This is a genomic window from Deltaproteobacteria bacterium HGW-Deltaproteobacteria-18, assembly GCA_002841885.1.
Lineage (GTDB): Bacteria > Desulfobacterota > Desulfovibrionia > Desulfovibrionales > Desulfomicrobiaceae > Desulfomicrobium.
The window spans coordinates 65,258-88,322 of sequence record PHBE01000012.1 but is presented as its reverse complement, the minus strand read 5'-3'; the positions used below and the strand labels follow the sequence as shown (position 1 = coordinate 88,322).

Sequence of the window (23,065 nt, the reverse complement as noted above, 5' to 3'; positions counted from 1 at the left end):
TCCTATCGCAGCATGACCGCCAGCCCGAGGCTGACGAGTGCCAGTGGTGATGTGTACTTGACGAAAAACGAGAATCCCTGGTCCAGGCGCAGCCGTCCGGTCGCGGCCCGGAAACAGGTGACCGACACGAGCAGGAGCGCCAGGCACTTGAAGACATGCCAGGCGAGGTTGACCACCACGCTCCCGCCGATGGGATTGGGGCAGATGAGGGCCACGGCCAGCTGGAGCACCACCGTGAGCTTCACGGCGCTCATGAGGTTGAAGACGGCCAGCAGCGGGCCGGAGTATTCGAGCAGCGGCCCCTCGATGACTTCCGGTTCCGCCTCGGGGATGTCGAACAGGCCGCTGGCCATGGTGCCCGGAATGAAAACCAGCAGGGCCAGGACCGCGGGAATCATGACCGGGTCCAGCAGCAGCGGGCCGTGCAGGTATTGGTAGGACATGATGGCATCGAGGGACAGTGCCGCCCCGTCCGCCCCGCCCACGCGCACGGCGACCGCCAGGAACGAGGCGATGAGCGGCATCTCGTAGGCGAACATCAGGCACATCTCGCGCGAGAAGCCCAGCGCGCCGTAGGGGGAGCTCGATGCGCCGCCGGCCAGCATCATGGCCATGGCCGGGATGGGCAGCAGGTACAGCAGGATCAGCAGGTCGCCCAGGCCGGTCACGCCGCTCCAGACGCCGCCGATGGGCATCACGGCGGCGGTGACCAGCACGCCCGTCAGTCCGAGCATCGGCGCCAGCTGAAAGGCTGCGGCGCTTGCGCTGTCGGGGATCATGGTCTCCTTGGTGCACAGCTTGATGATGTCGAGAGCCGGCTGGATGACGGGCGGGCCGACCCGGCGCTGCAGGCGGGCATAGAACTTTCTGTCTACGCCCTTGAGCATCAGGCCCAGGGCCAGGGCGAACAGGCCGCCCGGGAAGATCAGGATGGCGAAGGTCGCTTCCAGAATATTAGTCATGCTGTCCTCCAAAACGCTTGAGGGTCAGGTAACCTTTGGACATCGACGTCAGCATCTGCAGCGGAGCCGCATACAGGTTGCCGGCGCCGACATGGGTGAAGGTTTGGTTCACGCTTGTCTCGCCGCAGGTATGAATGGCCGTTCGCCGCACCCGTCCGGCGACGAGTCGTGAAACAACGCTCCATATGCCGAACCCGGTGAGGAAGAACATGAAGCTCAGCAGGGTCATGTCGCAGGATCCGGGTCCGCTGGCGATGCCCGCCAGGGTGACCGGGGGCGGCGTCAGCCCCAGCGTGGTCTCCAGCGCGGCGATGGGCATCAGGGCGATGCCCGGGAAGATGCCGGTCAGCAGGCACAGGCCCGCCAGGATGACCAGCGGGATGCGCATCATTGGGCCGACTTCCTCGGCGTGGGCCGCGGCCGGCGAGAGCTGTCCGAAGAACGCGCCGTGCATGAATTTCAGGAAGTAGGCCAGGGTGATCACGCTGGCGAGGATGGAGATGATGGCCAGGATGATCTCGCCGCGTTCGATGAGGGCGTGGTAGAGGATGAGTTTCGAGCTGAACCCGTTGAAGGGCGGCATGCCCGCGGCCGAGAACAGGGCCACGCTGAAGCACAGGAAGGTGACGGGCATCCTGCGGCCCATGCCGCCGAGTTCTTCGAGGTTGTGGGCGTGGCTGGCGAACATCAGCGCCCCGGCGCAGAGGAAGGCCAGGTCCTTGAAGAGCATGTGGTTGAAGAGATGCAGCAGGCCGCCGCTGACGCCCAGCGACGTGCCCAGGCAGATGCCGAGCACGATGTAGCCGAGCTGGCTGACCGTGGAATAGATGAGCATCTCCTTGATCCCCGTCTGCAGCAGTGCCTGCACGGCGGCGTAGAGGATGGTGATGCCGCCGATCCAGGCGCCGACGTACATGACGGCATCCAGTGCGGGGGCGGCGTCGGCGCTGACGTGCTGGGCGAAGACGAAGCGCAGCAGCAGTATTCCGAAGGGGCCGCTCTTGAGCAGCATGGCCGAGATGTAGCCGCTGACGGGCGTGGGCGCGGTGGGCGGGTGCATCTGCCAGTCGATGCGCACCGGCAGCATGGCCGCCTTCATGAGCATCCCGACGGCCATCAGGACCATGCCGGGCAGCCAGACCCCGGCGGGCGTGGAGCCGACCGTGGCGATGATGTCGCCGAAGCCGAAGCCGCCGCTGGCGTGTCCGAGGTGGAGCATGCCGAGGAAGAGCACGGATGCGCCGATGATGTTGAACAGGAAGTACTTGGTGCCCTCGGCCAGGGCTGCGGGCGTCTCCTCATGGATGATGACGAAGAAGAGCGGCCAGCTGCTCATGACTTCCCAGAAGAAAAAGAAGGTCAGGAGGGAGCTGGCTGTGGTCATGCCCACCAGGCCGCTCAGCATGGTCAGGAAGACGGCCAGGAAGCGCCAGGTCGTGCGGCTGTGGGACATGTACCCGGCGCAGTAGAAGAGGTTCAGGGCTCCCAGCGCCAGGACGAGGATTGCGAAATAGCGCTGCAGGCTGGTTTCGAAGCCCCCGGGGAGCAGCGCGGCGACCAGGGCCAGCAGCACGCTGCCCGTGGCGACCAAGGCGCTCTTCTTCAGATCGCCGCGCATGACCAGGGCGTACACGGCGCCCAGCAGCGGCAGGATCGCGACCGGGGACCAGCCGATGGCGACGTCGGGCAGCGTCCCCCCCGCGGGGAAAAGCGCTGTCGCCGCGGGCAGGACGAGGGATACCCACTGGGTCGGGAAAAGGCCCGAAGCCAGGGTCAGGGCGGCCAGGACGCCGATGCCCAGGTTCATGCCCAGGGGCAGCCCCTCGAGGGGCTTTTCTTCGTAGCCGGTGAAGAACAGGGTCTTGATGATGCGCCCGTAGTACACGCAGCCGGCCACGCTGCCGGCGAAGATGAGCACGGCCATCCAGACCTGTCCGGCATCCATGGCCGCCTTGAGCATCAGGAACTTGCTGAAGAATCCGCCCATGGGCGGCAGGCCCATGATGGAGACAAGCCCGACGGCCATGCACGCGCCGGCAAAGGGCATGGCCTTGCCCAGTCCGGCCAGGTCCTGAAGTTGCTGGCTGCCCGCACGCATGATGAAGCCGCCTGCCGCCAGGAAGAGGAGGTCCTTCATGATGGCGTGGTTGACCACATGGGCCAGGGCGCCGGTGGTGGCGGCATAGGTGCCCAGGCTCAGGATCAGGCCGATTTCACCGATCTGGGCCAGGGTGGAGTAGGCGAGCATGCGCTTGATGTCCTGCTGCATCAGGGCCATCAGCTCGCCAAGGAGAAAGGTGACCACGGACATGATGGTCAGAAGGCCCAGAATCCAGTGCCCGTTTCCTGCCGGATTGGCCGCCACGGCCGCCACGACGAAGACCACCCCCATGATGCCGGCCTTGGTCAGCAGGCCCGACAGGGGCGCGGAAATGGAGGACGGGGCGACGGGGTGCGCGGCGGGAAGCCAGGAATGCGCGGGGAAGAAGCCGGCCTTCACGGCAAAACCGGCCAGCAGGGCGAGGGTCACGCAGGCCGCGGTAAGCGGGCTGTAGGCCGCAAGAGCGCCGGCCATCTGGTTCAGGCCGCCGTGCATGCCCGCCGAGTCCAGGGCCAGCAGACCGATCTGCATGAAATTGGCGCCTCCGACGCACATGATCAGATATTTCGCGCCCGCATCGAGGGATTCGCGGGTGCGCTTGTGGATCACGAGCATGTAGGACGAAAAGGTCATGAGCTCGAAACAGCCGTGGAAGACCTCGGAGTTCTGCGCCCTGGCCAGTCCGATCAGCGAGGCGAGCATGATGAACAGGAAGAAGTAGTATTTGTCCGCGCCCTTTTCCGTGCCGATATAGCCGGTGGAATAGACGACGATGACGCCGCCGCCCAGGGCAAAGAGCAGGACGAACAGCCGGAGCACCGGGTCTGCGGTCGGCTCCGCAATCGCGGCGGCGACGGTCGCGGCAGCCAGAACCATGGCGCTCGGGCCGGTCAGGGCGGGCAGAAGGCGGACGACCGCCACCATGGCGAATGCTCCCAGATAGGGGAGCATGACCGAGTATGACCAACCGTGCTGCGCGGCCGTGCCGGTCGACATGCCCGGGAGCAGGCTCCCCGTCATGTTGAAAAGCGGCCCGGCGAGCAGACAGGCCAGAGCCAGCGCCCCGGCCAGGACGATGCCGCTTGTCCGGCCTGATTCCGTCGCGCCTTCCTCTTCGGCGTTTCGGGTATGGGGCTGACATGCGCCGTGGATGATGCGCACCGTGTACACGACGGCGATGGTCCCGGCTGCGGCCAGCAGAAGCCCCGCGAGAAGGTGGCCGCCCTCCATGGCCGCCAGAAGCAGCATGGCCTTGCCGGGAGGAGCGGTGAACGGCGTAAGGCCTATGGCCGTGAACATGGCAAAGCCCATGAGCATCGCCGTGAGTGGAAGACGGGCTCCGGCCGCGCAGACCGCCTTGAAGGTGAAATCATTCCGCGGTCCCGCCAGCCTGCGCAGGCAGATGTACCACAGAAGCCTGGACGAAGCCTGGAAAAACAGGTGCAGCCCGGCACCGGCGAAACCGTCGGCCGCGGCCGGGTTCACACCGATCAGTACATATCCGAGCTGGGCAAGGGTTGAATATGTCAGGACCTTTTTGAGGTCATGAAGCGATCTGATCGCCAGCCATTCGCATCCGAGAGCGATCACGGCGCCAACGAGCGTAACGAGCGTGATGGTCAGTTGCATGAATGTCTCCTATCCGGAAAAGGTTGATCCTGATGAACGCCCGTTCACAAGGATGGCGAATATGAACCCCGGCACCCGGGGAAGATTTTCCCGTTTCGATTTGCCCTGAAGGCCTGCCTGCGTGATGCGTTCGCGAGCGTGTGCATGGGAGCCCTCCATCGGACTGTCTCAACCAGATGCGTTTCCTGCCGGATGACCCGGAGCCCATGTGAAAAAAAGCACGGAACAAAAACTGGTTGTTTGATTAAACAATACCCCTAGAAATTTTTCTCGTCAAAGCAGAAATTGAGTCTGCGGCAAAGTTTTTTAAAATTATTATATTTCTAGAGGTTGGAAGTGTTTTTTGCACGCGGACCGGAGTATGAGGGATGTTTTTCGCGGATTGCGTTTCGTACACTACGCGCACATCAGCTGGCAGAGGCGGGGGATTTCACGGTTTTTGGAATGATTGTCAGACAAGCGGGCGTGAGCGAAAAAAACCACCCGCTGCTGGATGGCTCTCCTTGATGCGTCAACCGCGGAGCGCAAATCCACAACGAAACAAGGGATCACAGCCTTTCGACTGAGATCCTTTGCTTTCATATGGCGGGGTCGAAGGGGCTCGAAGCACGTCTCTATTCCAAACGCCCTGTGTCACCGAGAGCGGAAAAAGAAAGAGTTTCAGGAATATAGAGTACACAGGCAGGAAATATTGTCTTGAAAAATACGCATATTTTTGACATGCAGACCTTTCAAAAAAACTTGCGACAGGAGCATGCAAATGATGTCAAAAGGCAATATTGCGCGCGTTGTGAACGGGTTGCTCATCATCACATTTTTTCTTTTCGCTTCCGGATGCACTTCAAAAACTGCCAGAATACCGGACAATGACAACATTCCAGAAAAAGCACATCTGGATGTTCCTCTGGTTCAACAGCGTGATAATTATTCATGCGCCACAACATCACTTGCGATGGTAATGTCTTTCTACGACAAGAAGATCTACGATCCGAAAGAAGTATGGAAGGCCTCAGGTTCGAGCAGCAATGATGTACTTCGCTTTGGAAACGATATGTTCGGGCTAAAAAAGGCAGCGAAAGCTTATGGATTTACTGAGTTTGAGTTTCGTAACAATATAAGTACAGACGAAATTCGCAGATACATCGCTCACGGTGTCCCAGTCGTAGTTAACATCCGAGATTTCTTTGGCAACACATCTCACGCTGTGGTAGTAATAGGATACGATAAAGATGATTTGTATATAAGAGATCCGAGTAAGTCATTTATTTACAGAAAAAAATATCAGTATTTTAAGGACAATTGGTGGGCGAATTTGACATATCCTAAGGGAAGATACAAACAATCTGCATTCATTCTTTTTCCAGATAAGTAAGATATTCCCGCATTTGGCTAATCAAGGGGCGATTATGCGGCGCCAAACCCACACAAGAAAAAGGAGCTTGAGGCTGTTTAAACCTTAAGCTCTTTTGGAGCGATGACGATTCAAGATGAAGCCATCCGGTGACGGATGGCTTTGCTGTTTGATTCACTTGTCTCTAATCGACCGCCTCTTCTGGAACAAGTGTACTCAAGAAACACTTGCCGTTGACGCATCCTTTCTTGTAGTTCTTTTGGAACGAATTCCCATGATATCTGATATTTCAGCAAGACGTTTAGTATCCATAATCTCTATTTTATTACCCATAAAGGAAATCTTTATGCATCAGGATATTTTCTACAAGTACATGACAAGATATTCAATAAGCCTGATTACCTCTTTTGCTTTTATCTTTTTCTTCTTGGCACCAACGCACGCCAAAGCCGAATGGCCACGTCTCGCCATTTCTGCAGATGGGACCCCGATTTCCTTTGAATCGTATGGTTCTGGAGAACCGACGCTCGTGTTTGTCCATGGCTGGAGCTGTGATGCCCGCTACTGGCGTGAACAAATCTCACACTTTTCGAAAAATCACCGCGTGATTGTGCTTGATCTCGCAGGTCATGGCCATTCGGGCATGGGGCGTACTCAATATACCATGAGATCATTCGGAGAGGATGTGAAAGCCGTTGCCGAGGCAACCGGCAGCCGCAGCGTCATCCTGGTCGGACATTCCATGGGCGGTTCCGTCATCGCCGAGGCTGCGCGGCTCATGGCGGACCGTGTGATCGGTCTCGTCGGTATCGATACGCTTGAGAACATCGAATACCCGATGACTCAAGAAGACTTCGAAGGCATGATCGCGCCGCTCGAAATGGATTTTCAGAACGGCTGTCGGCAATTCGTAGCGACGATGATTTCGCCGCGCACCGATGCAGAGCTTCGCGAATGGATTCTCGCTGACATGTCTGCCGCACCGCCGGATGTCGCATTGAGTGCAATGAAAGACATGATGTCACAGTACATCACTGGTGAAGCCGCCAAGATATTCGAGGACATCCGCATTCCCGTCATGACCGTGAACGGCGATATGGGGCCCATCAATTACGAAGCAAACCGGCGCCATATGTTTTCCTTCGATGCCATTGTCCTGAAGGGCGCGGATCATTTTCTCATGCTGAATCGTGTAGAGGAATTCAATTCCGCTTTGGAAAAAGCGATCGGTACGTTTTCAGCGACCTAGAAAAGGGGTCCAGTCTGCTTTTGAATCTTCTTTGTACCGAGAGTGTGAATTCCATCGGCCCCGCCATTAGAAAGTAAGGGATTTCAGTCAAAAGACTGAAATCCCTTACTTCTTTGCGGGTTCCGCGTGGGTTCGTCGGTCTGAACTCGACCATTCAATATGAGGCCATCCGGCAACGGGTGGATTTTGTTTTATGTACGTATATGCTGGCTGTGACCTCATAACTATATGTGACAGAGGAAGAACTTGCCGTTGGTGAAGCTTTTCTTGTAGTGCAGGTTCTTTAAAAATTCGCAGGATCGGAGAATGGTCAAAGCCAGCGCTGAATCAAGTCATTCTTTGCCTTCCGCTGGAAAGTGCGAAATTCAAAAAAAGCGATGGCATGGCGCAAGAAGTGCTTGATGAAAAGTCAACGCGAGACTTGACCCCATTTCTTTCGCAAAAACAATGTCCCTCCCGGTTACGCCTGGGAGGGACATTGTTCGTTTTACTAATGTACGGACGCGTCAGGCTGTCCGTTTCACAGGGACTGAAAGATCCTCGCCGCTGGCGTCATTTGACCAAGAGGCTGTTTCGAACAGCCCTCACGCCTTCAACATTGCGGGCAACCCGTCCAGCCTTGACGACGTGTTCCGGGGTATCGACGAAGCCGCTCAACTGCACAGTACCCTTGAAGGTTTCGACCGTGATCTGCAGGGTTTTCAGTGATTCTTCGGCCAATATGGCCGCCTTGACCTTGGCGGTGATCGCGGAATCGTCGATGTACTGTCCGGTGCTTTCGCGGGTAGAGGTCCCGGCGCAGCCAATGACGAAGGACAGAAGCAGGGCGCACAGTACGATTTTCATGATGTTGGAAGAGTTCTTCATGATGTCATCTCCGTTGGGGTTTAGTGATGGAACAACATTTTCCTCATCGCCCGAGTCGAGGATATCTTGGCGATTTCATGAAACGCATCGTCCAGCGCAGACGCTCGCTCCTCCGCGGTGTCCATCTACCTCTGCAGAGGCGGGATAGCTTCCGGTTGGACGGTGCATCTTGCGGATATACTCTGACACACGTTTCATCGAATTTTCCGGGCGTGGCGCGCCATCGGAACGACCAGGGCATGTAGAGAATCCTTTTTTTAACATACGGAGTTTCAGACGCAGTTGCAATGCGCGGGGGAGAATTTGTTTTCATCCGACAGCGAAATTGTATACGCAGCGGTCGCGGGAAAAGTGGTACTCCAGATCGACGGCTCGTCCGGCTACCAGTCCTTCAGCGAAGATGAAAACTGTGGCTTTTCGCACTCTTGAGCACCTATGGAAACTTTCACGACCTTGTCTTCCCGCCATCACAGATGTAGCACGGGAGGCCATAAGGAGTTACCATGAGCGCACTTTTCTCACCCATCGTTCTTGACAACCTGCATCTGAAAAACCGCATCGTCGTCGCCCCGATGTGCCAGTATTCGGCTCGGGACGGGATGCCCAGCAACTGGCATCTGATCCATCTCGGGCAGCTCGCGCTCTCCGGGGCTGGACTGCTCATCATTGAAGCCACATCCGTGGAGCCTGCCGGGCGCATCACGTCCCAGGATCTCGGGCTGTGGTCCGACGAGACCGAAGCCGCCCTGGCCAAGCTGCGGAAGGATCTGCGGGAGTACTCATCGATGCCCGTGGCGATCCAACTGGCCCACGCCGGACGCAAGGCGTCGACGAACCGTCCCTGGGAAGGGGGCAAGCCCATCAGCTTCCCACAGGGCGGCTGGACGACGTCCTCGGCTTCGGCCATCGCCTTCAACCCCGGGGATGCCCCGCCCGTGGAACTGAACGACAACGGCCTCGCCCGGGTCACCCAGGCCTTCCGCCAGGCAGCTGAACGCGCCCTGGCCTGCGGCTTCGACTGCGTGGAGCTGCACTGCGCCCACGGGTATCTGCTGCATCAGTTCCTGTCTCCGCTGTCCAACACCCGTACGGACCAGTATGGAGGCAGCCTGGAAAACAGGATGCGTCTGCCTCTGGAGATTTTCCGGCAAGTCTGCGACGCGCTTCCACAGGGCTTTCCGCTCGGAGTTCGCATCTCGGCCACGGACTGGATCGAGGGTGGATGGGACCTGGAGCAGAGCGTAACTTTCGCCAAACGCCTTGCGGAGCAGGGGTGCAGTTACATCCACGTGTCCAGCGGCGGACTGGCTCCCACACAGCAGATTCCTGTCGCGCCGGGCTATCAGGTTCCCTTTGCCGAACGCATTAAACGCGAAACCGGCATGACCACCATCACGGTAGGGCTGATTACCGAGCCCGGACAGGCCGAGGAGATCGTCGCATCGGGAAAGGCCGACATGACGGCTCTGGGCAGGGCCATGCTCTACAACCCGCGCTGGCCCTGGCATGCGGCTGAGAAACTGGGCCCCGGAATAGACGTGCCGCCGCAGTACCTGCGCTGTCGGCCCCACGGGACAAAAGACTTCTTCCGCATGGGCTGACCGGGAGTGCAGCCTCCTCACGCTCGTGCCGTCCAGAAGCAGAGATTTTCGTAGAGGATGAAAAGGGGGGAACCCATCAAAAAAACCGAGGTCAAGAGAAAGCGCTCCAGCGGGACAGAAAATCAGGTTTTCTCGCCTCGGGTAACAATCCCAGGATAACACCTCAGATTTCTTTGCCTTCTGCCTTTGTCGGATTATCAACGTTGCGGCGGTAAAAGGGTCTCCCAAAAGGACCGAGGTCAAGGCAGTGCTCGTGCAGAGCGCACCGTCAGAATCCGGTCAGCACCTGATGCTCCTCGTCCCAGAGCTTGAGGCGGACGCAGCCCAGGCTTTCCCTGATGGTCAGGGGACGCTTGGCCTGCAGGGCGGGAAGGGCGTCGAAGCATTCCTTCAGGCGGTAGTTCGGGATCCGGGGGCCCAGATGGTGGATGTGGTGGTAGCCGATGTACCCGGAAAACCAGCGCAGCACCGGCGGCAGGTCATAAAAGGAACTGCCGTCCATGGCGGCCCGCACGGGGTCCCAGTCCTGTCTGCGCGCCCAGTAGACGCCTTCGAACTGGTGCTGGACATAGAAGAGCCAGATCCCCAACGCGCCGGCCAGCCAGAGCACCGGCATCTGGATCAGGAGATACGTTCTCCAGCCCACGGTCCAGCCTACCAGCAGCGCCACGCCGACGATCAGGAGGTTGGTCAGCAGGACGCTCATCCGCTCCTTGCGCCTGGTCTGCTGCCCCGGCAGGCGGAAGCGGAGCAGGAAGCTGAACAGTGCGCCAAATCCCAGGAGAAACAGCGGATTTCGGTACAGCCGGTAGCTCAGTTGCTTGGTGGGCGAGGCCCCTTCGTATTCGGCCCGGGTCAGAGTCCAGATGTCGCCGAACCCACGCACGTCGAGGTTCGCGTAGTTGCCGTGGTGCTTGAGATGGCTGAATTTCCAGTCCTCGAAGGGGGTGAAGACCAGTACCCCGAAGAGATAGCCGAAGAACGTGTTCAGGCCCTTGCTTCGGAACAGCGAGCCGTGCACGCAATCATGGAATAAAATGAAGATCCGGACAAGAAACGCTGCGGCCACGACACCCAACGCCAAGGTCAATCCATACGGGTATCCGTTCCGCACGCTCCAGATCATCAGCAGCCACAGCCCTCCGTACGGCAGCAGGGTATTCATGACCTGCCAGCCGGCCTTCAGGCTGCTGCTCTCCCGATAGTCCGCCATGGCGGCATGCCAGGGCGGCATCACCCGCCCGGAATGCCGTTCCCCGTCCGCCGCGATGCGGGATACGCTCTTTTTCGTCATCATGGCACAGCCTCCTTCTCGGGCAACGGGCGGGCACAATGCTTCGAGCTACGGATGCCGTCTTCCGCGCCCACAATATTTTCGTGTTTTTAAGGTTTCGATACCGCATGCGGCGGAATGAGGCAACGTACGTTCGTCATTTATGGGCTGCCTCATCCTTGTAGCCTTCCCGTAAAACAGGGGCATTGAAAAATAGAGATTTCTGGTAAAGATTGCCTCACGGAGGGCAAGATGAAGAAGTCTCGATTTTCGGAGAGTCAGATCATTCGGATTTTGAAAGAAGCCGATGGCGGTCGCAAGGTTGCCGATATTTGCCGCGAACACGGCGTGAGCCAGGCCACCTACTACCAGTGGAAGGCCAAGTTTGGCGGCATGGAGGCCTCGGATATCCGCAGGATCAAGGAGCTTGAAGAAGAGAACAGCAAGCTCAAGCGCATGTTCGCCAATCTCAGTCTCGAAAACGAGGCCTTGAAGGACGTCATCACAAAAAAGCTCTGAGGCCAGCCGAGAAGCGCGAGTTAGCGGATTACATGCACAGTGAGCATGGCTTCAGTGAACGTCAGGCATGCGCGGCACTGGGCCTTAGCCGGACGGTGCACCGGTATGAGCCCAAACCGAGAGATGATTCGTCGATCCTTGGAGGAGATGCCATGGAGGTACGCAAGGTATACGCAGCACCGGACGGGGCGCGCATCGCCTACGGTCTGACCGGGGCCGGGAAGCCGCGGCGAACTCTGGTCTTGTTGCACGGCGTGGCCAGCAACATGACCAGATGGTGGAGGTTTCTGGACGAGACGCGCCTGGTCGACAGCTGGGACATTCTGCGCATGGACCTGCGCGGACATGGCGGCTCCGTGTGGAGGGGGAGGATCGGCATGGGTGTGTGGGCCTCGGACCTGGCCGGAATCCTGCGTTCGGAGGCGACCGGGCCGGCCGAGGTCGTAGGGCATTGCCTGGGCGCCAACCTGGCTCTGTGGTTCGCGCGGCTTGAACCAGGTCTCGTCTCGGGGCTGGTGCTCATTGAGCCCATGTTCCGCGCCGCCATCACCGGCCGCATGAAACACGTCCTGCACCTGCGTCCTCTGCTGGCCGCCGTGACGCCATCCCTCAGGGCCCTGGCGGCCGCCGGCATCCACCGGAAAACCCTGCCATCCCTGGACCTCGAAATCCTCGACCAGGCCGCCTACGCCTCCATGGCCGGCGGCTCCTTCCCAACGGATCGCTACGCCTCGCCCCATCACGAGTTGCGCATCCTTCCCACCGTGGCCTACATACAGGACCTTCTGGCCGTGACGGATCCGCTGCCCGATCTGTCGGAAATCGCCACGCCGGCATTGTCCCTGCTGTCCAGTGGCGGAATGTTTGGCGACCCGGGGATCACCGTCAGGTGCCTGGCAGAGCTTCCGGACTGCCGGGTCGAGCATCTCGACTCCGTACACTGGATTCCCACTGAGCAGCCGCAGGGCATGCGCGAGGCCATTGAGAGATGGTGCGGCAGGCATGTCTGAATAGAAAGGGGGGGCGAGTCTGCTTTTGACTTTTCTGCCATCAAGACTGCGGGGAAAATCCGCAAACCGATACATCGCAGGTAATTTCTGCCGTCGGAAATTGTAAGATAAAGATTTGACTTGCAATATCGTCTTAATCCGCGCTTTGTCCCCGGAAAGTAATTTTTGAGTATTCGGAGCGCAGGGTGCCTGGGTGGAATCAAGCAATACGGATTGAGGCCTGAGAGCAGCTTCTTGTGATAGTCGCATTTGAATGATCCACACATAAGTCAAAGGCAGACTTGACCCCAATTTCTTCGAGCGGAGTTCCCGCAAAAAAGGCTCCTGCAAATTTTCCGGTATCACTCCCGGGTCTACTGTGGATTTGGGATGATCTGGTGAAGATTGTCGCTCAAGGCTTCCGTCACGCTCTGCATCAAGGGAGAGGGGGGTCTCTCTCGGTGCATTACCCGCATGAACAAACGAGTGAAGGTTGTCTCTTCGATCGGAACAATGAAGAATTCCTTGTGCCGCAGTTCGGTGTCCACCACCAGCGGGGAAATGCAGACCAGCGTTTCGGGATTGTGCAGCACAGTTTTGATGGCCTCGTTGTTGCTAAACTCCAGGAAAATATGAGGAGTGAGCCCGTGGCGCATGACTTGCTGCAGAAAAGTTTCCCTTGTGCCCGATCCTTCTTGTCGAATCAGCCATTTCTTGTCCATGAGCTCCTTGAGCGGATAGGGGCCTGCTGCTGCCAGGTTTCTGTCGGATGTGACCACGACTAGGGCTTCTTCGTGCAGTACCGCTGTCCGGACTTTTATATCGTGCACCTCGCCTTCGACGAATCCCATGTCCAGCTCGCCGTTTGCGACTCGTCTCACTACCTCTCGGGTATTGGCGGACACAACGGAGATGTTCACCAATTCGTGTTGAATTTTGAAGTTGTAGAGTGTTTGCGGGAGGACATAGTCGGCAAGCGTCGTTGATGCGCCGATGCGGACATCACCCACCATGGTGTCCGCCACCACAAGATGAATACTTTCGTCGAGTTGTCGGTACAGGGGCGCGAGACGAGAGGCCAGCAGGCGTCCTTTTTCGTTGAGACGGATGCTGCGGCCTACGCGATCGAACAGCGCCACTCCCAACTCCGATTCCATTCCGCGTAACGCGCTCGAGACTCCCGCCTGTGTGAGATACAGGCGGGACGCCACTTCGCGCATATTCGGCGTGCGTGCCAACGCCAAAAAAATTTCAAAGCTTCTGAGATTCATAGGTGATTGATAATTTATTATTGTCATTGCCACAAGCTGTTCCCGTTTGCGAAAAAGTCAAGACGGGACTATCTGGCGATTAATTCAATAATAAGGCGGGATAGAATTTATGAATGTCGATAATGCAGATTTCTCTTCTTCACTTAAAATTATCAATGGCGTCCTGTTTGTTGCTCTTTTTGCTTCCGCCGCATCGCAAATTTCTTCACTCCCCGTCGTGCAGGCTGTCGGAATCAGTCCGCTGATCATCGGCATCGCCATGGGCTTGGTATACGGGAGCACGTTGCGGTCCCACCTGCCGGACAATTGGGTTCCGGGCATTCTGTTTTCGTCCGGCAATCTGCTGCGTGCCGCCATTGTGCTTTACGGGTTCAGGCTTACGATCCAGGACCTTGCGTCAGTGGGCATGCCTGGTGTCATCGCGGATGTTGTCATTATCAGCCTGACTTTTGTGGGAGGTACGCTGGTGGGAACAAAGGTGCTCGGCATGTCGAGACGCCTGGCCATGCTGACTGCTGCAGGCAGTTCAGTATGCGGGGCTGCCGCCATCTTGGGAACAGAGCCCGTGGTCCGCGCCAAGTCGCATGAAAGCAGCATCGCTGTGGGAACCGTAGTGGTCTTTGGCACAGTCGCCATGTTGACGTATCCCTTGCTTTATCGCAACGGGCTGCTGCACCTGACGGACTCCGGGTACGGCATCTGGGTTGGTTCCACCATGCATGAAGTCGCTCACGCTGTGGCGGCTGGAAACGCAATCTCTCACGAATCAGGCAATATTGCCGTCATTGTGAAGATGCTCCGGGTCGTGTTGCTTGCCCCGCTCTTGATTCTTGTTGGTCTCTTCATCACGTATTTCCCTGACCGGGATCACGCAAGGGACGACTGCAACGCGGAAGCAGGCAAAAGGTCATTTCCCTGGTTCGCTCTTTTGTTCGTGCTGTGCATCGGCATCAATTCCACTGGCGTCATCCCCAGCTTTGTTGTTCGGTTTATCAACTCTCTCGACATCTACCTCCTGACCATGGCTATGTGTGCGCTTGGGATGGAGACAAGTATCGAGAAGGTCAAAGTCGTCGGCCTCAAGCCTTTCGTGCTGGCAGGTATCCTTGCGGTTTGGCTTATGGTTGGCGGATACTGGATCACCCGTTTCGTCACATGCACTGTTTGAGCATGAGGACGCAAAATCTTGATGAGAGCAGACGCTTTGCCAGGAAAAATACGAACTGAAAGACTGTTTTGAACAGTTAAGGCATAGAATTTGAAGGCATGACGATAAATTCAATGAAAATTTTTTAAGTAAAAATTCAGATACCGTCATTTTCGGTATTCCGTCCCGTGAGGTTGCATAGCATGAATGTTTTGATAGAGCCATATTATCTCGATATCATTTGTCTTGCCATATCCATAGGCCTTTTTTCATTCTACCATTTGTTTTTATCGTGGAAGCTAAAAATAAATCCTATTTATTCGCTCTATGGAGCAACGAAGCTGGCAAGAACAGGATGGGTTGTAAACATCATGGAAGAAAAGAGGGATATACTAGCCGTACAGACGCTGCGTAATTCTACAATGGCAGCCACGTTTCTTGCTTCAACGGCGATACTGCTTGCCGTGGGAGTGCTTACCCGTCCGGGCAGGCGGATAAGTTGGGAGATGCCTGGCATATGTTGAACCTGTACGGATCAACGACGCAAAATACAATGACGCTGAAGATGATCGTGATATTGGGGGATCTCTTCATCGCTTTTTTCAGTTTTTCGTTTTCGATCCGGTTGTTCAGTCATGTGGGATTCATCATCAATACACCGATAACAGACGGGAACTACGGCACATCGATAACGTTTGTCGCCATGCAGCTTAGCAAGGCTGGAACGTATTTCTACATCGGCATGCGCGCGTATTATTATCTCGTTCCCCTTGTGTTCTGGCTTTTCGGCCCACTGTTCATGCTGGTGTCAACCATTGTCCTTGTCTATGTAATGTTTGTGATTGAGAGAACTCCAAAACTTGACTGTACATTTTTGTCAGAATTCTTCAAGCAAACATCCTGTCCGCATAATATTAATCCGAGCATAAAATAGTGGTTTTTCGAATTTTGATGTGGAAATCATAACGCACTGAAATGAGCTCAGATCCCGAATATTGAATAATTTCGACCTATCTGGTCGATCCTGAAATACTGTTGAAACGCCACGTCAGTCACAGGCCTGCACAGGCTGATGATTAAGTCCAAGTACGTGTCCAAAGAATTTGAGGCACAAGCAACACAGAATCAGGCCCCACCATCTGAAAGCAATGGCTTGAGATTCAACAGTCTCAAGCCATTTTCCAAAGAACCCGCCAGACAGGACGTAGAGTCTTCAGCGTTCTCGCGTGCCCAGCGTCTTCGAGTAGTAATCTCCCAGAGCCTCGTGCAGCGCGTTGGCGGCCAGCCGGGTGCAATGGTGGTCTTCTTCGGGCATGCAGTCCGTTCCGCCCAGGGCTTCCAGTACGGTCTCGCCCGTGATGGCAGCCACCTCTTCGCAGGTCTTGTTCACAGCCAATTCCGCGGCCATGGACCCGCTGATCTGGCTGGAACCGCACCCGTCGGTGCCGAAACCCGCGTCACAGACCCGGTCGTTTTCGATGTGCAGAAAGATGCGGATGGTGTCGCCGCACGTGCCGATGGATACGCCCATGTACTCGGCCTTGGCTGGCCGGCCGTGGTACGGCTTGTTGCGCCAGCGTTCAAACCCGGCCTGCCCGTAGGCCTGAACCGCTTCGTCAAAAATTTTTCCCTGAAGTTCATTCACGATGTCGTCAAAACTGGGCATTGTCACGTCCGTTTGCTGAGTGATTCCATGTGTTCCCGCTGGGAACAGACCAATGCGAGCTGGTAACACCCCCTCCGAAATTCGGCAACACCAGTTACCAAAGACTTGAACATATACCAAAATGGTCAGAAATACCTTCTCAAAGACAGAAAAGGGACCAAGTCAGCTTTTGGCTGTTCCATAGGTTGATCCCGAGAGCGATCAGATCGTGGTTGTACATGCCACAGAGTCGGAAGATCGTTGCTTCAATACGAAGCAGCGCCCAGGAATGACTTTTGGCATTGTCTATTGTAAGGTGCTTTCATGAATTACACATCAGATAATCGAAAAGTTGATTTCAAGAAAAGTGCCTTCAAGAGCGAGAAGGAAGCAGCAAACGAGAAATACGCTAAAGACTGGAAGCTGGAGTTGCTCGCTTTGTCCGGCTTTTGCCTGTCCGGCGTCTTGTTTATCGTATCCGGAGTGCAGAATGGTGATTTTTTGACTGTTTCGGGCAGTGTTGTCTGGATTGTGTCCTGTCTTTGCTGGATGATTCCATACAGAAGATTTTTTTGAGGCTTATCCCGGCCAGGAAATTTTTCAAGGCATCATTTTACTCAAGCGGCAGGAGTCATCTCGCAGACAGTATTAAAAAAAGCGTCTCCTCTTTGCGTGACAACGAATTGTTTGACGCGCGGAGCAGGCGCTTTCGAATACAAATGTCGTAACAGTCAACGACTGTTAAACTCTATTTTTGCTTATCCCAACGTTCAATGCACTCCTTGATAACTTCATGGGCCTTGGCGACATTGCCAAACCCAATCACTTTGGTCGTGCCAGGTTTCTTGAGATCTTTGTAATGAGAGAAATGGTGGGTAATTTGTTTTTTCCACTGTTCGCCCAGATCGTCCAGTGTTGCGATCCGGTTTCCGGTGTTCCGATCGTCGGCAGGGACGCAGATCACCTTGTGATCCATTTCGCTGTCATCTTCGAATTCCAATACACCAAGAACCTTGGCTTCAGAAACAACTCCGGTAGGCATGGGCTCGTCGGTGACAAAGAGAACATCCAATTCATCCCCGTCGTCATCCAGGGTTGCCGGGATAAAGCCGTAATTGACCGGCTTTGCGAAGATTGCAGGCTCAACCCGGTCCAGAACCATGATTTTTCTTTTCCGGTCGAACTCGACCTTGTGCGAAGAACCCTTGGGAATCTCGATGACGACGTTGATGATCTGTCCATCCGCATAAGGCGTCAAAATGGCATTGTAATCCATGGTCAAATCTCCTGTTTTTTACATCTGTCCAATTATATTGGCGAATAACACCAGACTTCCACACTGTTTTGAGCCTTAATTCCTCTGGTTCAAATAATCAATTGTCGTCCGTGAGAATGCTGTACAAAATGCCTCGTCCTGGCCTTTTGCTTGTCCTGCAGGGTGCATGTATTGACCTGCGCACGCCCTGATCGGATAAGGGTATCCCACGCTCTTGCTTCCTGTTTGAGAACAGCGGAGATTTCTCATAAGGTAGGGGCCGCATGTCAAAGCAAATTGAGCCGTTTTTCTTGTTTTTCCGGGAGTTATTCAAAAACCCGCATGCGGTGGGAGCAATCTTGCCGAGTGCGCACAGACTCGCACGACGGATGTCAGCGTGGTTGCCTCAGGGGGAAGGACTGGTCGTTGAATTGGGTGCGGGTACCGGAGTAGTCACGCAAGCTTTGTGGGCACGGATGAATAAAGTGGAACAGTTATGGGTTGTCGAGCGTTCGACAAATTTTGTCAGTCATCTGAACAGGAAATTCCCCGAAGCGAACATCGTTTGCGGAGACGCATCAGAATTATCCTGTCTTATTCCGGCGCTTCCGGTCGATATCATTGTGTCATGTCTGCCGTTCCGTTCATTTTCCGAAAGGAAGATTTTCTCAATCACACAGCAGTGGCATTCTGTCCTCGCTCCCCAAGGGATTGTGGTTCAGTTCACGTATGCGTTGAATGGTGCCGATGCGTTTCTCAAGTATGGTTTTTACGAACACGCGCATGAATATGTCTGGAGCAACATCCCTCCAGCACGGATTCAGGTGCTCAAAGCTTCTCGCATATAGTCGGTCACTGTCCTGCATGGGGTTGACCTGCTGGGAAACTTCGGACCGCTCACTTCTCGCGAAGTCGGGGTTCAGACACGAAATCCGGACTGTGGCAAGAGGTTGCGCCACAGTATCCTAATCCGACTGACTTTCCATTGAAACGGGGGCGTCGTCTTCGTAGAGCCTTCTTCTCTCTGGCGCCATTGATTCAAGGCGCTTTTTCGCTTCTTCCGGGCTTACCCTTTCAAGGCTGCCGTCCTCGTTCTGTACGATCACTCCGGATTCCCGCAACATGCGGAATCGGGCTTTGCGCGTTTCAAGGGTCGGGGCGCAGATTGCCTGGCAATGGGCGCAGGCGATGCGGTGGATAACATCGGAATAGTAGAAAAGCCGCCCGCCCGGAGGAAGCGGCCACTGCGCATGAGCCTTGGTGATACGCTCATAGGCAGCCGGAATGTCTTCCAGCTTTTCGGGAATTGAAAACCGTCCCGGCGACCATGTGGACCACTTTCCGTTCTTGGCGAGGCCGGTATAGCCACCGCAGACCAAATCACAGAGGGCGAGGTTGCGCCGTTTTGAGTACGTGTACTCCTCGCCGCCCATGGTGACTCGTTCATCGCTGCCGAAATCCATAAATCCGGACACGCACGCGGCCCGGCACAGGCCGCAGTCGTCGCAGTAGTTGTCCTCTGGAGGCAGAGGCGGAGTAGGGAGGAGGTTTGCATCAGTGACCACGGACCCGAGTATGACCGCGGCTCCATGCACCGGCATGATCAAATTGCCGGAACGCCCCAGATGGCCGAGCCCCGCCTGAACGGCCAGATATCGATGTGACAGATCAGGATAGACCGGCGCCGTCGGATCATACGTGGCGCCGGGTTTCCCGGAAGGTCGAAAAACGAGATTTGCCGCAACAGGCTCAGCCCGATGCTTCTTGCCTCGCAAGTAGTTCGAAAGGTGCAGGGCAATGCCGCTGGCTGCGACATTGGCCTGCATTACCTCCTGCTCGAACCAGAGGCGGTCCTCTTTCGTCAGATAGGGAGGGATGCAGCGTGCATCCATCGCCACGGCAAAAGTGATTGCCGAGCGAGCGCCACCAAGCACGTAATCAAGATCGACCGAAGGCGGCCCGCCTGCCAGGGTCGCCTTGGTGGTGATACCGACCGCTGCGGCCCCTTCAAGCCTGGCGAACTCAAGCACCAAAGAGTTCAAATTCGTCATGCGATCTCCTTTGCGAGCATGTTTTCTCCTGGCTTGAGGGATTTACGAGTCTGATGCGATGTCAAACAGGCATATTGCCTTGTTTTGCATGCAAGCACACCCGGCCGCAGCGTAATGATCGTTTCACCTTTCAAAGGAAGGGGGGATGTCTGAAACCAAGCAGAACATTTCAAGATAACAGAGCAAAATCGCTCAAGCCTGCTTTTGACCTTTCTGCCACCAAGATGTGGCGAAGCCAGTTTCTCAAACCGTTTTCAATTGAAGTTTTCTGATACCCCCATCATATTCCAGTTTATCTGCCCCATGAGCCTTGGCAGGCCTATTTTGCGGCCTGCGCTATGATGGCGCGGCAAAATGCAGGCAGATCGTCAGGCTTGCGTGAGGATATCTGATTCCGGTCCACGACGACTTCCCTGTCGACCCACGTAGCGCCGGCGTTCACCAGGTCATCCTTGATGCCGGGGGTGGATGTGCAGGTGAAGCCTTTCATGATCTCGGCCGAGATCGGAATCCATCCGCCGTGGCAGATGTGGGCGACTATTTTCCCTGCTTCGTGTATTTCGCGGGTAAGTTCCAGGACCTTGGGGTCACGTCTGAGCTTGTCGGGGGCGAACCCTCCGGCAACGACAAGCAGGTCGAAGTCCCTTGCCTGCTGGTCCGCAATGGCGGCAGTGGATTTGAAGGGATACCCGTTTTTGCCTGTGTAGACGACTCCCGCCTGAGGCCCGGCAACGACCACTTCGGCGCCTTCTTCGATCAGGCGGTAGTATGGATAGAGAAGTTCCATGTCTTCAAAGATGTGCTCCACAAACATCAGGACTTTTTGGTCTTTTAATTTCATCTTGAACTCCGGTATGTTGACGGATGATGGGCATGGCGGGCCGCCATTTTTTCAGCGGCCTGCAAGTTTTGATTTTTCCAGCAGTCAGCGATCATTCTTCCCATGCCTCTCAAATTTTTTCCCGGAAGAAAAGGGTGCGGAAAATGAGGCTGCTTTTGACTTTACTGGCATCAAGAACGCAGGAAAGATCCGAAAAACGGATTCAGGGGTGATTTATGCTGATGAATGTTGTAACACTTCGGTTTTGCATGCAATATCTTCCTTGTCCGCGCTTTCTCTCCAGAAAGTAATTTTTGAATATGCGGTGAGCAGGGTGTTTGTATGGGCTCAGAGAAATACGGTTTGTAGCCTGGTTTTAATTTCTGGTTATAGTCATTTTTGCATGATCCACACATAATTCAACGACGAACTCGTCCCCTTTTTTGTGCAATTTCAAATCAAAATGTTTTAGGTAGATGCATCCAGTAATCCCATGATCTGTGTCGGATAACTCATCTTGATTTTCCAATACATCTCCTGGGATGTTGGCAAACTCCGCAATCGCAGCATATATTAAACTTGCAATTTTTTTCTTTTCTTATATGATATTGATAATAATCTTATAGAAAAATTTATATATTTTCAATATCCAAATAATGCACAAGGACTAAATGCATGACAAAAGAAATTGAACATAAATTACAGACAAGGCATCTTTCCATAGATGACTATGAAGCTTTGCGAGAACTCCACAAGCGGGTCTACAAAAGTCTCGATACTCCGTGGACGCACAAGCAGATTGCCCTGCTGACTACCATTTTTCCAGAAGGACAAGTTTGCATCGAGGACAATGGGGAAATCGTGGCTGTCGCCCTGTCCGTCATCATCGACTTCAGCCTCTTCGGCGACCAGCACACCTATGACCAGATCGTCGGCAAAGGCACCTTCAAATCCCACGACCCGGAGGGGGACTATCTCTACGGCATCGAGGTCTTCGTGGACCCGGAATACCGGGGCATGCGGCTGGGACGGCGCCTCTATGACGCACGCAAGGAGATCGCCGAGAATCTCAATCTCAAGGGTATCCTGCTGGGCGGGCGCATTCCCGGATATCACAAGGTTTCAAAGGAGATGACCCCCCAGGAGTACATCCTCAAGGTCAAGAGCCGCGAACTGTACGACCCGGTGCTCACCTTCCAGATGTCCAACGATTTCCATGTCCGCAACCTCCTCGACGACTACTGGCCGGGCGATCACGAATCCCGGGGCAATGCGGTGCTCCTGGAATGGATCAACATCTATTATCAAAAAAAGACGCGACTGGTGGGGCGCACCAAGTCCATCGCCCGTCTCGGCGTGGTCCAGTGGGAAATGCGTCGCTTCGAGTCATTTGACGACTTCATGCAGCAGGTGGAATTTTTCGTGGATACGGTCAGCGCCTACAAGGCGGACATCATCCTCTTTCCCGAACTGCTCAACGCGCCGCTCATCCGCATGTACGAAGGCATGCATCCCATCGATGCCATGCGTCAGCTCTCGGAATACACCGAGCCCATGCGCCAGGCCATGACCGAGATGGCTCTGAGTTACAACGTCAACATCGTCACCGGCAGCGTGCCTCAGGTCCAGGAGGACGGCACCCTGCACAACGTCAGCTTCCTGTGCAGGCGCGACGGCACCTGGGACAGCCAGGCCAAACTGCACATAACCCCGGAAGAGGATGCGCACTGGGGTTTTACGGGCGGGCAGAGCCTCAAGGTCTTTGAAACCGACGTGGGCAAGATCGGCATCCTCATCTGCTATGACGTGGAATTTCCGGAACTGGCCAGGCTGCAGACCATGAAGGGAATGAAGATGCTGCTGGTCCCGTTCTGGACCGACACCAAGAACGGGTATCTGCGCGTTCGCCGCTGCGCACAGGCCCGGGCCATCGAGAACGAATGCTTCGTGGCCATCTCCGGCAGCGTGGGCAACATCCCCAAGGTTGAAACCATGGGCATTCAGTACTCTCAGTCCGCCATATTCACCCCGTCGGACTTCCCCTTCCCCCATGACGCCATCGCCTCGGAGGTGACTCCGGGCATCGAGACCACGCTCATCACAGACCTCGATCTCGATCTGCTCAAGGAACTGCGCACTCAGGGCAGTGTGCGCAACGTCGCAAGCCGGAGGACCGACCTCTACGAGCTGCGCTGGAAAGGCGGAGAGTAAACTGTTTTGAGAGCCAACTCTCTATTTTCGATTGAGCTCTCATATTCAGGCACGTCAGGCCTGGATGAAAGAAGAAAGGGGCCTTGCAGCCACCACGCTGCAAGGCCCCTTTTCCGGCATCGCA

The 23,065-nt window shown here is 55.7% G+C and carries 17 protein-coding genes and 2 pseudogenes; 10 read left to right on the top strand and 9 right to left on the bottom strand.

The window, feature by feature from the left end; translation table 11 throughout:
* Nucleotides 1-2: 2 nt before the first annotated feature.
* Together CVU60_12285 and CVU60_12280 are read right to left on the bottom strand one after the other, a co-directional pair.
* Nucleotides 3-962, bottom strand: coding sequence for a hydrogenase (locus CVU60_12285; protein ID PKN41214.1), 960 nt, complete (start codon nt 960-962; stop codon nt 3-5).
* Nucleotides 955-4,692 (bottom strand): oxidoreductase, encoded by a 3,738-nt coding sequence (locus tag CVU60_12280; GenBank protein ID PKN41213.1) that lies wholly within the window; start codon nt 4,690-4,692, stop codon nt 955-957. The genes CVU60_12285 and CVU60_12280 overlap by 8 nt, the downstream gene beginning before the upstream one ends.
* Nucleotides 4,693-5,446: 754 nt before the next feature.
* Here CVU60_12280 and CVU60_12275 point away from each other — a divergent pair.
* On the top strand, nt 5,447-6,064 hold the full coding sequence (locus tag CVU60_12275) for a hypothetical protein (protein ID PKN41212.1): 618 nt from the start codon (nt 5,447-5,449) through the stop codon (nt 6,062-6,064).
* 325 nt (nt 6,065-6,389) lie between these two features.
* The gene (locus CVU60_12270; GenBank protein PKN41211.1) at nt 6,390-7,292 is read left to right on the top strand and encodes an alpha/beta hydrolase; all 903 of its coding nucleotides are present in this window, start codon (nt 6,390-6,392) and stop codon (nt 7,290-7,292) included.
* Nucleotides 7,293-7,844: 552 nt separating this feature from the next.
* On the opposite strand, the gene CVU60_12265 is transcribed toward CVU60_12270, so the two are convergent.
* Nucleotides 7,845-8,159, bottom strand: a complete 315-nt coding sequence (locus tag CVU60_12265) for a transporter (protein ID PKN41210.1) — start codon at nt 8,157-8,159, stop codon at nt 7,845-7,847.
* A gap of 503 nt (nt 8,160-8,662) precedes the next feature.
* Here CVU60_12265 and CVU60_12260 point away from each other — a divergent pair.
* A complete protein-coding gene (locus tag CVU60_12260; protein ID PKN41209.1) occupies nt 8,663-9,760 on the top strand; it encodes an oxidoreductase in 1,098 nt (365 codons plus the stop codon).
* 268 nt (nt 9,761-10,028) lie between these two features.
* Here CVU60_12260 and CVU60_12255 read toward each other — a convergent pair whose 3' ends face one another.
* On the bottom strand, nt 10,029-10,994 hold the full coding sequence (locus CVU60_12255; GenBank protein ID PKN41267.1) for a fatty acid desaturase: 966 nt from the start codon (nt 10,992-10,994) through the stop codon (nt 10,029-10,031).
* A 291-nt stretch (nt 10,995-11,285) separates the two neighbouring features.
* Here CVU60_12255 and CVU60_12250 point away from each other — a divergent pair.
* Nucleotides 11,286-11,692, top strand: a pseudogene (locus tag CVU60_12250) (IS3 family transposase).
* 1,223 nt (nt 11,693-12,915) lie between these two features.
* Here the strand turns inward: CVU60_12250 and CVU60_12245 are convergent.
* The gene (locus tag CVU60_12245; GenBank protein PKN41208.1) at nt 12,916-13,839 is read right to left on the bottom strand and encodes a LysR family transcriptional regulator; all 924 of its coding nucleotides are present in this window, start codon (nt 13,837-13,839) and stop codon (nt 12,916-12,918) included.
* A gap of 82 nt (nt 13,840-13,921) precedes the next feature.
* On the opposite strand from CVU60_12245, the gene CVU60_12240 reads away from it, so the two are divergent.
* Nucleotides 13,922-14,980 carry a YeiH family putative sulfate export transporter gene (locus CVU60_12240; GenBank protein PKN41207.1) on the top strand — a complete coding sequence of 353 codons (1,059 nt, stop codon included), beginning with the start codon at nt 13,922-13,924 and terminating at the stop codon, nt 14,978-14,980.
* Between the two features lie 182 nt (nt 14,981-15,162).
* Nucleotides 15,163-15,893, top strand: a pseudogene (locus tag CVU60_12235) (DUF599 domain-containing protein).
* A gap of 279 nt (nt 15,894-16,172) precedes the next feature.
* On the opposite strand, the gene CVU60_12230 reads toward CVU60_12235, so the two are convergent.
* Nucleotides 16,173-16,625 carry an iron-sulfur cluster assembly scaffold protein gene (locus CVU60_12230; GenBank protein ID PKN41206.1) on the bottom strand — a complete coding sequence of 151 codons (453 nt, stop codon included), beginning with the start codon at nt 16,623-16,625 and terminating at the stop codon, nt 16,173-16,175.
* A gap of 303 nt (nt 16,626-16,928) precedes the next feature.
* On the opposite strand from CVU60_12230, the gene CVU60_12225 reads away from it, so the two are divergent.
* Complete coding sequence (locus CVU60_12225) at nt 16,929-17,180, top strand: hypothetical protein (protein ID PKN41205.1); 252 nt, start codon at nt 16,929-16,931, stop codon at nt 17,178-17,180.
* A gap of 172 nt (nt 17,181-17,352) precedes the next feature.
* On the opposite strand, the gene CVU60_12220 is transcribed toward CVU60_12225, so the two are convergent.
* Nucleotides 17,353-17,880, bottom strand: coding sequence for an inorganic pyrophosphatase (locus tag CVU60_12220; GenBank protein PKN41204.1), 528 nt, complete (start codon nt 17,878-17,880; stop codon nt 17,353-17,355).
* Nucleotides 17,881-18,143: 263 nt separating this feature from the next.
* On the opposite strand from CVU60_12220, the gene CVU60_12215 reads away from it, so the two are divergent.
* Nucleotides 18,144-18,707 (top strand): methyltransferase, encoded by a 564-nt coding sequence (locus CVU60_12215; GenBank protein PKN41203.1) that lies wholly within the window; start codon nt 18,144-18,146, stop codon nt 18,705-18,707.
* Nucleotides 18,708-18,824: 117 nt separating this feature from the next.
* Here the strand turns inward: CVU60_12215 and CVU60_12210 are convergent, their stop codons facing one another.
* Together CVU60_12210 and CVU60_12205 are read right to left on the bottom strand one after the other, a co-directional pair.
* Nucleotides 18,825-19,910 carry an epoxyqueuosine reductase gene (locus CVU60_12210; protein ID PKN41202.1) on the bottom strand — a complete coding sequence of 362 codons (1,086 nt, stop codon included), beginning with the start codon at nt 19,908-19,910 and terminating at the stop codon, nt 18,825-18,827.
* Nucleotides 19,911-20,229: 319 nt separating this feature from the next.
* A complete protein-coding gene (locus CVU60_12205) occupies nt 20,230-20,751 on the bottom strand; it encodes a protease (protein ID PKN41201.1) in 522 nt (173 codons plus the stop codon).
* A gap of 32 nt (nt 20,752-20,783) precedes the next feature.
* Between CVU60_12205 and CVU60_12200 the strand changes: the two genes are divergently transcribed.
* Entirely contained in the window at nt 20,784-20,963 is a 180-nt protein-coding gene (locus CVU60_12200) for a hypothetical protein (protein ID PKN41200.1), read from the top strand.
* Between the two features lie 442 nt (nt 20,964-21,405).
* A complete protein-coding gene (locus tag CVU60_12195) occupies nt 21,406-22,941 on the top strand; it encodes a hydrolase (protein ID PKN41199.1) in 1,536 nt (511 codons plus the stop codon).
* Nucleotides 22,942-23,065: the final 124 nt, after the last annotated feature.

Coding starts and splice junctions, on each gene's coding strand:
- CVU60_12220 (PKN41204.1), bottom strand. CDS start 17,880: ATGGATTACAATGCCATTTTGACGCCTTATGCGGATGGACAGATCATC.
- CVU60_12255 (PKN41267.1), bottom strand. CDS start 10,994: ATGCCGCCCTGGCATGCCGCCATGGCGGACTATCGGGAGAGCAGCAGC.
- CVU60_12195 (PKN41199.1), top strand. CDS start 21,406: ATGACAAAAGAAATTGAACATAAATTACAGACAAGGCATCTTTCCATA.
- CVU60_12230 (PKN41206.1), bottom strand. CDS start 16,625: ATGCCCAGTTTTGACGACATCGTGAATGAACTTCAGGGAAAAATTTTT.
- CVU60_12285 (PKN41214.1), bottom strand. CDS start 962: ATGACTAATATTCTGGAAGCGACCTTCGCCATCCTGATCTTCCCGGGC.
- CVU60_12260 (PKN41209.1), top strand. CDS start 8,663: ATGAGCGCACTTTTCTCACCCATCGTTCTTGACAACCTGCATCTGAAA.
- CVU60_12225 (PKN41205.1), top strand. CDS start 16,929: ATGAATTACACATCAGATAATCGAAAAGTTGATTTCAAGAAAAGTGCC.
- CVU60_12210 (PKN41202.1), bottom strand. CDS start 19,910: ATGACGAATTTGAACTCTTTGGTGCTTGAGTTCGCCAGGCTTGAAGGG.
- CVU60_12205 (PKN41201.1), bottom strand. CDS start 20,751: ATGAAATTAAAAGACCAAAAAGTCCTGATGTTTGTGGAGCACATCTTT.
- CVU60_12245 (PKN41208.1), bottom strand. CDS start 13,839: ATGACAATAATAAATTATCAATCACCTATGAATCTCAGAAGCTTTGAA.
- CVU60_12240 (PKN41207.1), top strand. CDS start 13,922: ATGAATGTCGATAATGCAGATTTCTCTTCTTCACTTAAAATTATCAAT.
- CVU60_12215 (PKN41203.1), top strand. CDS start 18,144: ATGTCAAAGCAAATTGAGCCGTTTTTCTTGTTTTTCCGGGAGTTATTC.
- CVU60_12280 (PKN41213.1), bottom strand. CDS start 4,692: ATGCAACTGACCATCACGCTCGTTACGCTCGTTGGCGCCGTGATCGCT.
- CVU60_12200 (PKN41200.1), top strand. CDS start 20,784: ATGGCGGGCCGCCATTTTTTCAGCGGCCTGCAAGTTTTGATTTTTCCA.
- CVU60_12265 (PKN41210.1), bottom strand. CDS start 8,159: ATGAAGAACTCTTCCAACATCATGAAAATCGTACTGTGCGCCCTGCTT.
- CVU60_12270 (PKN41211.1), top strand. CDS start 6,390: ATGCATCAGGATATTTTCTACAAGTACATGACAAGATATTCAATAAGC.
- CVU60_12275 (PKN41212.1), top strand. CDS start 5,447: ATGCAAATGATGTCAAAAGGCAATATTGCGCGCGTTGTGAACGGGTTG.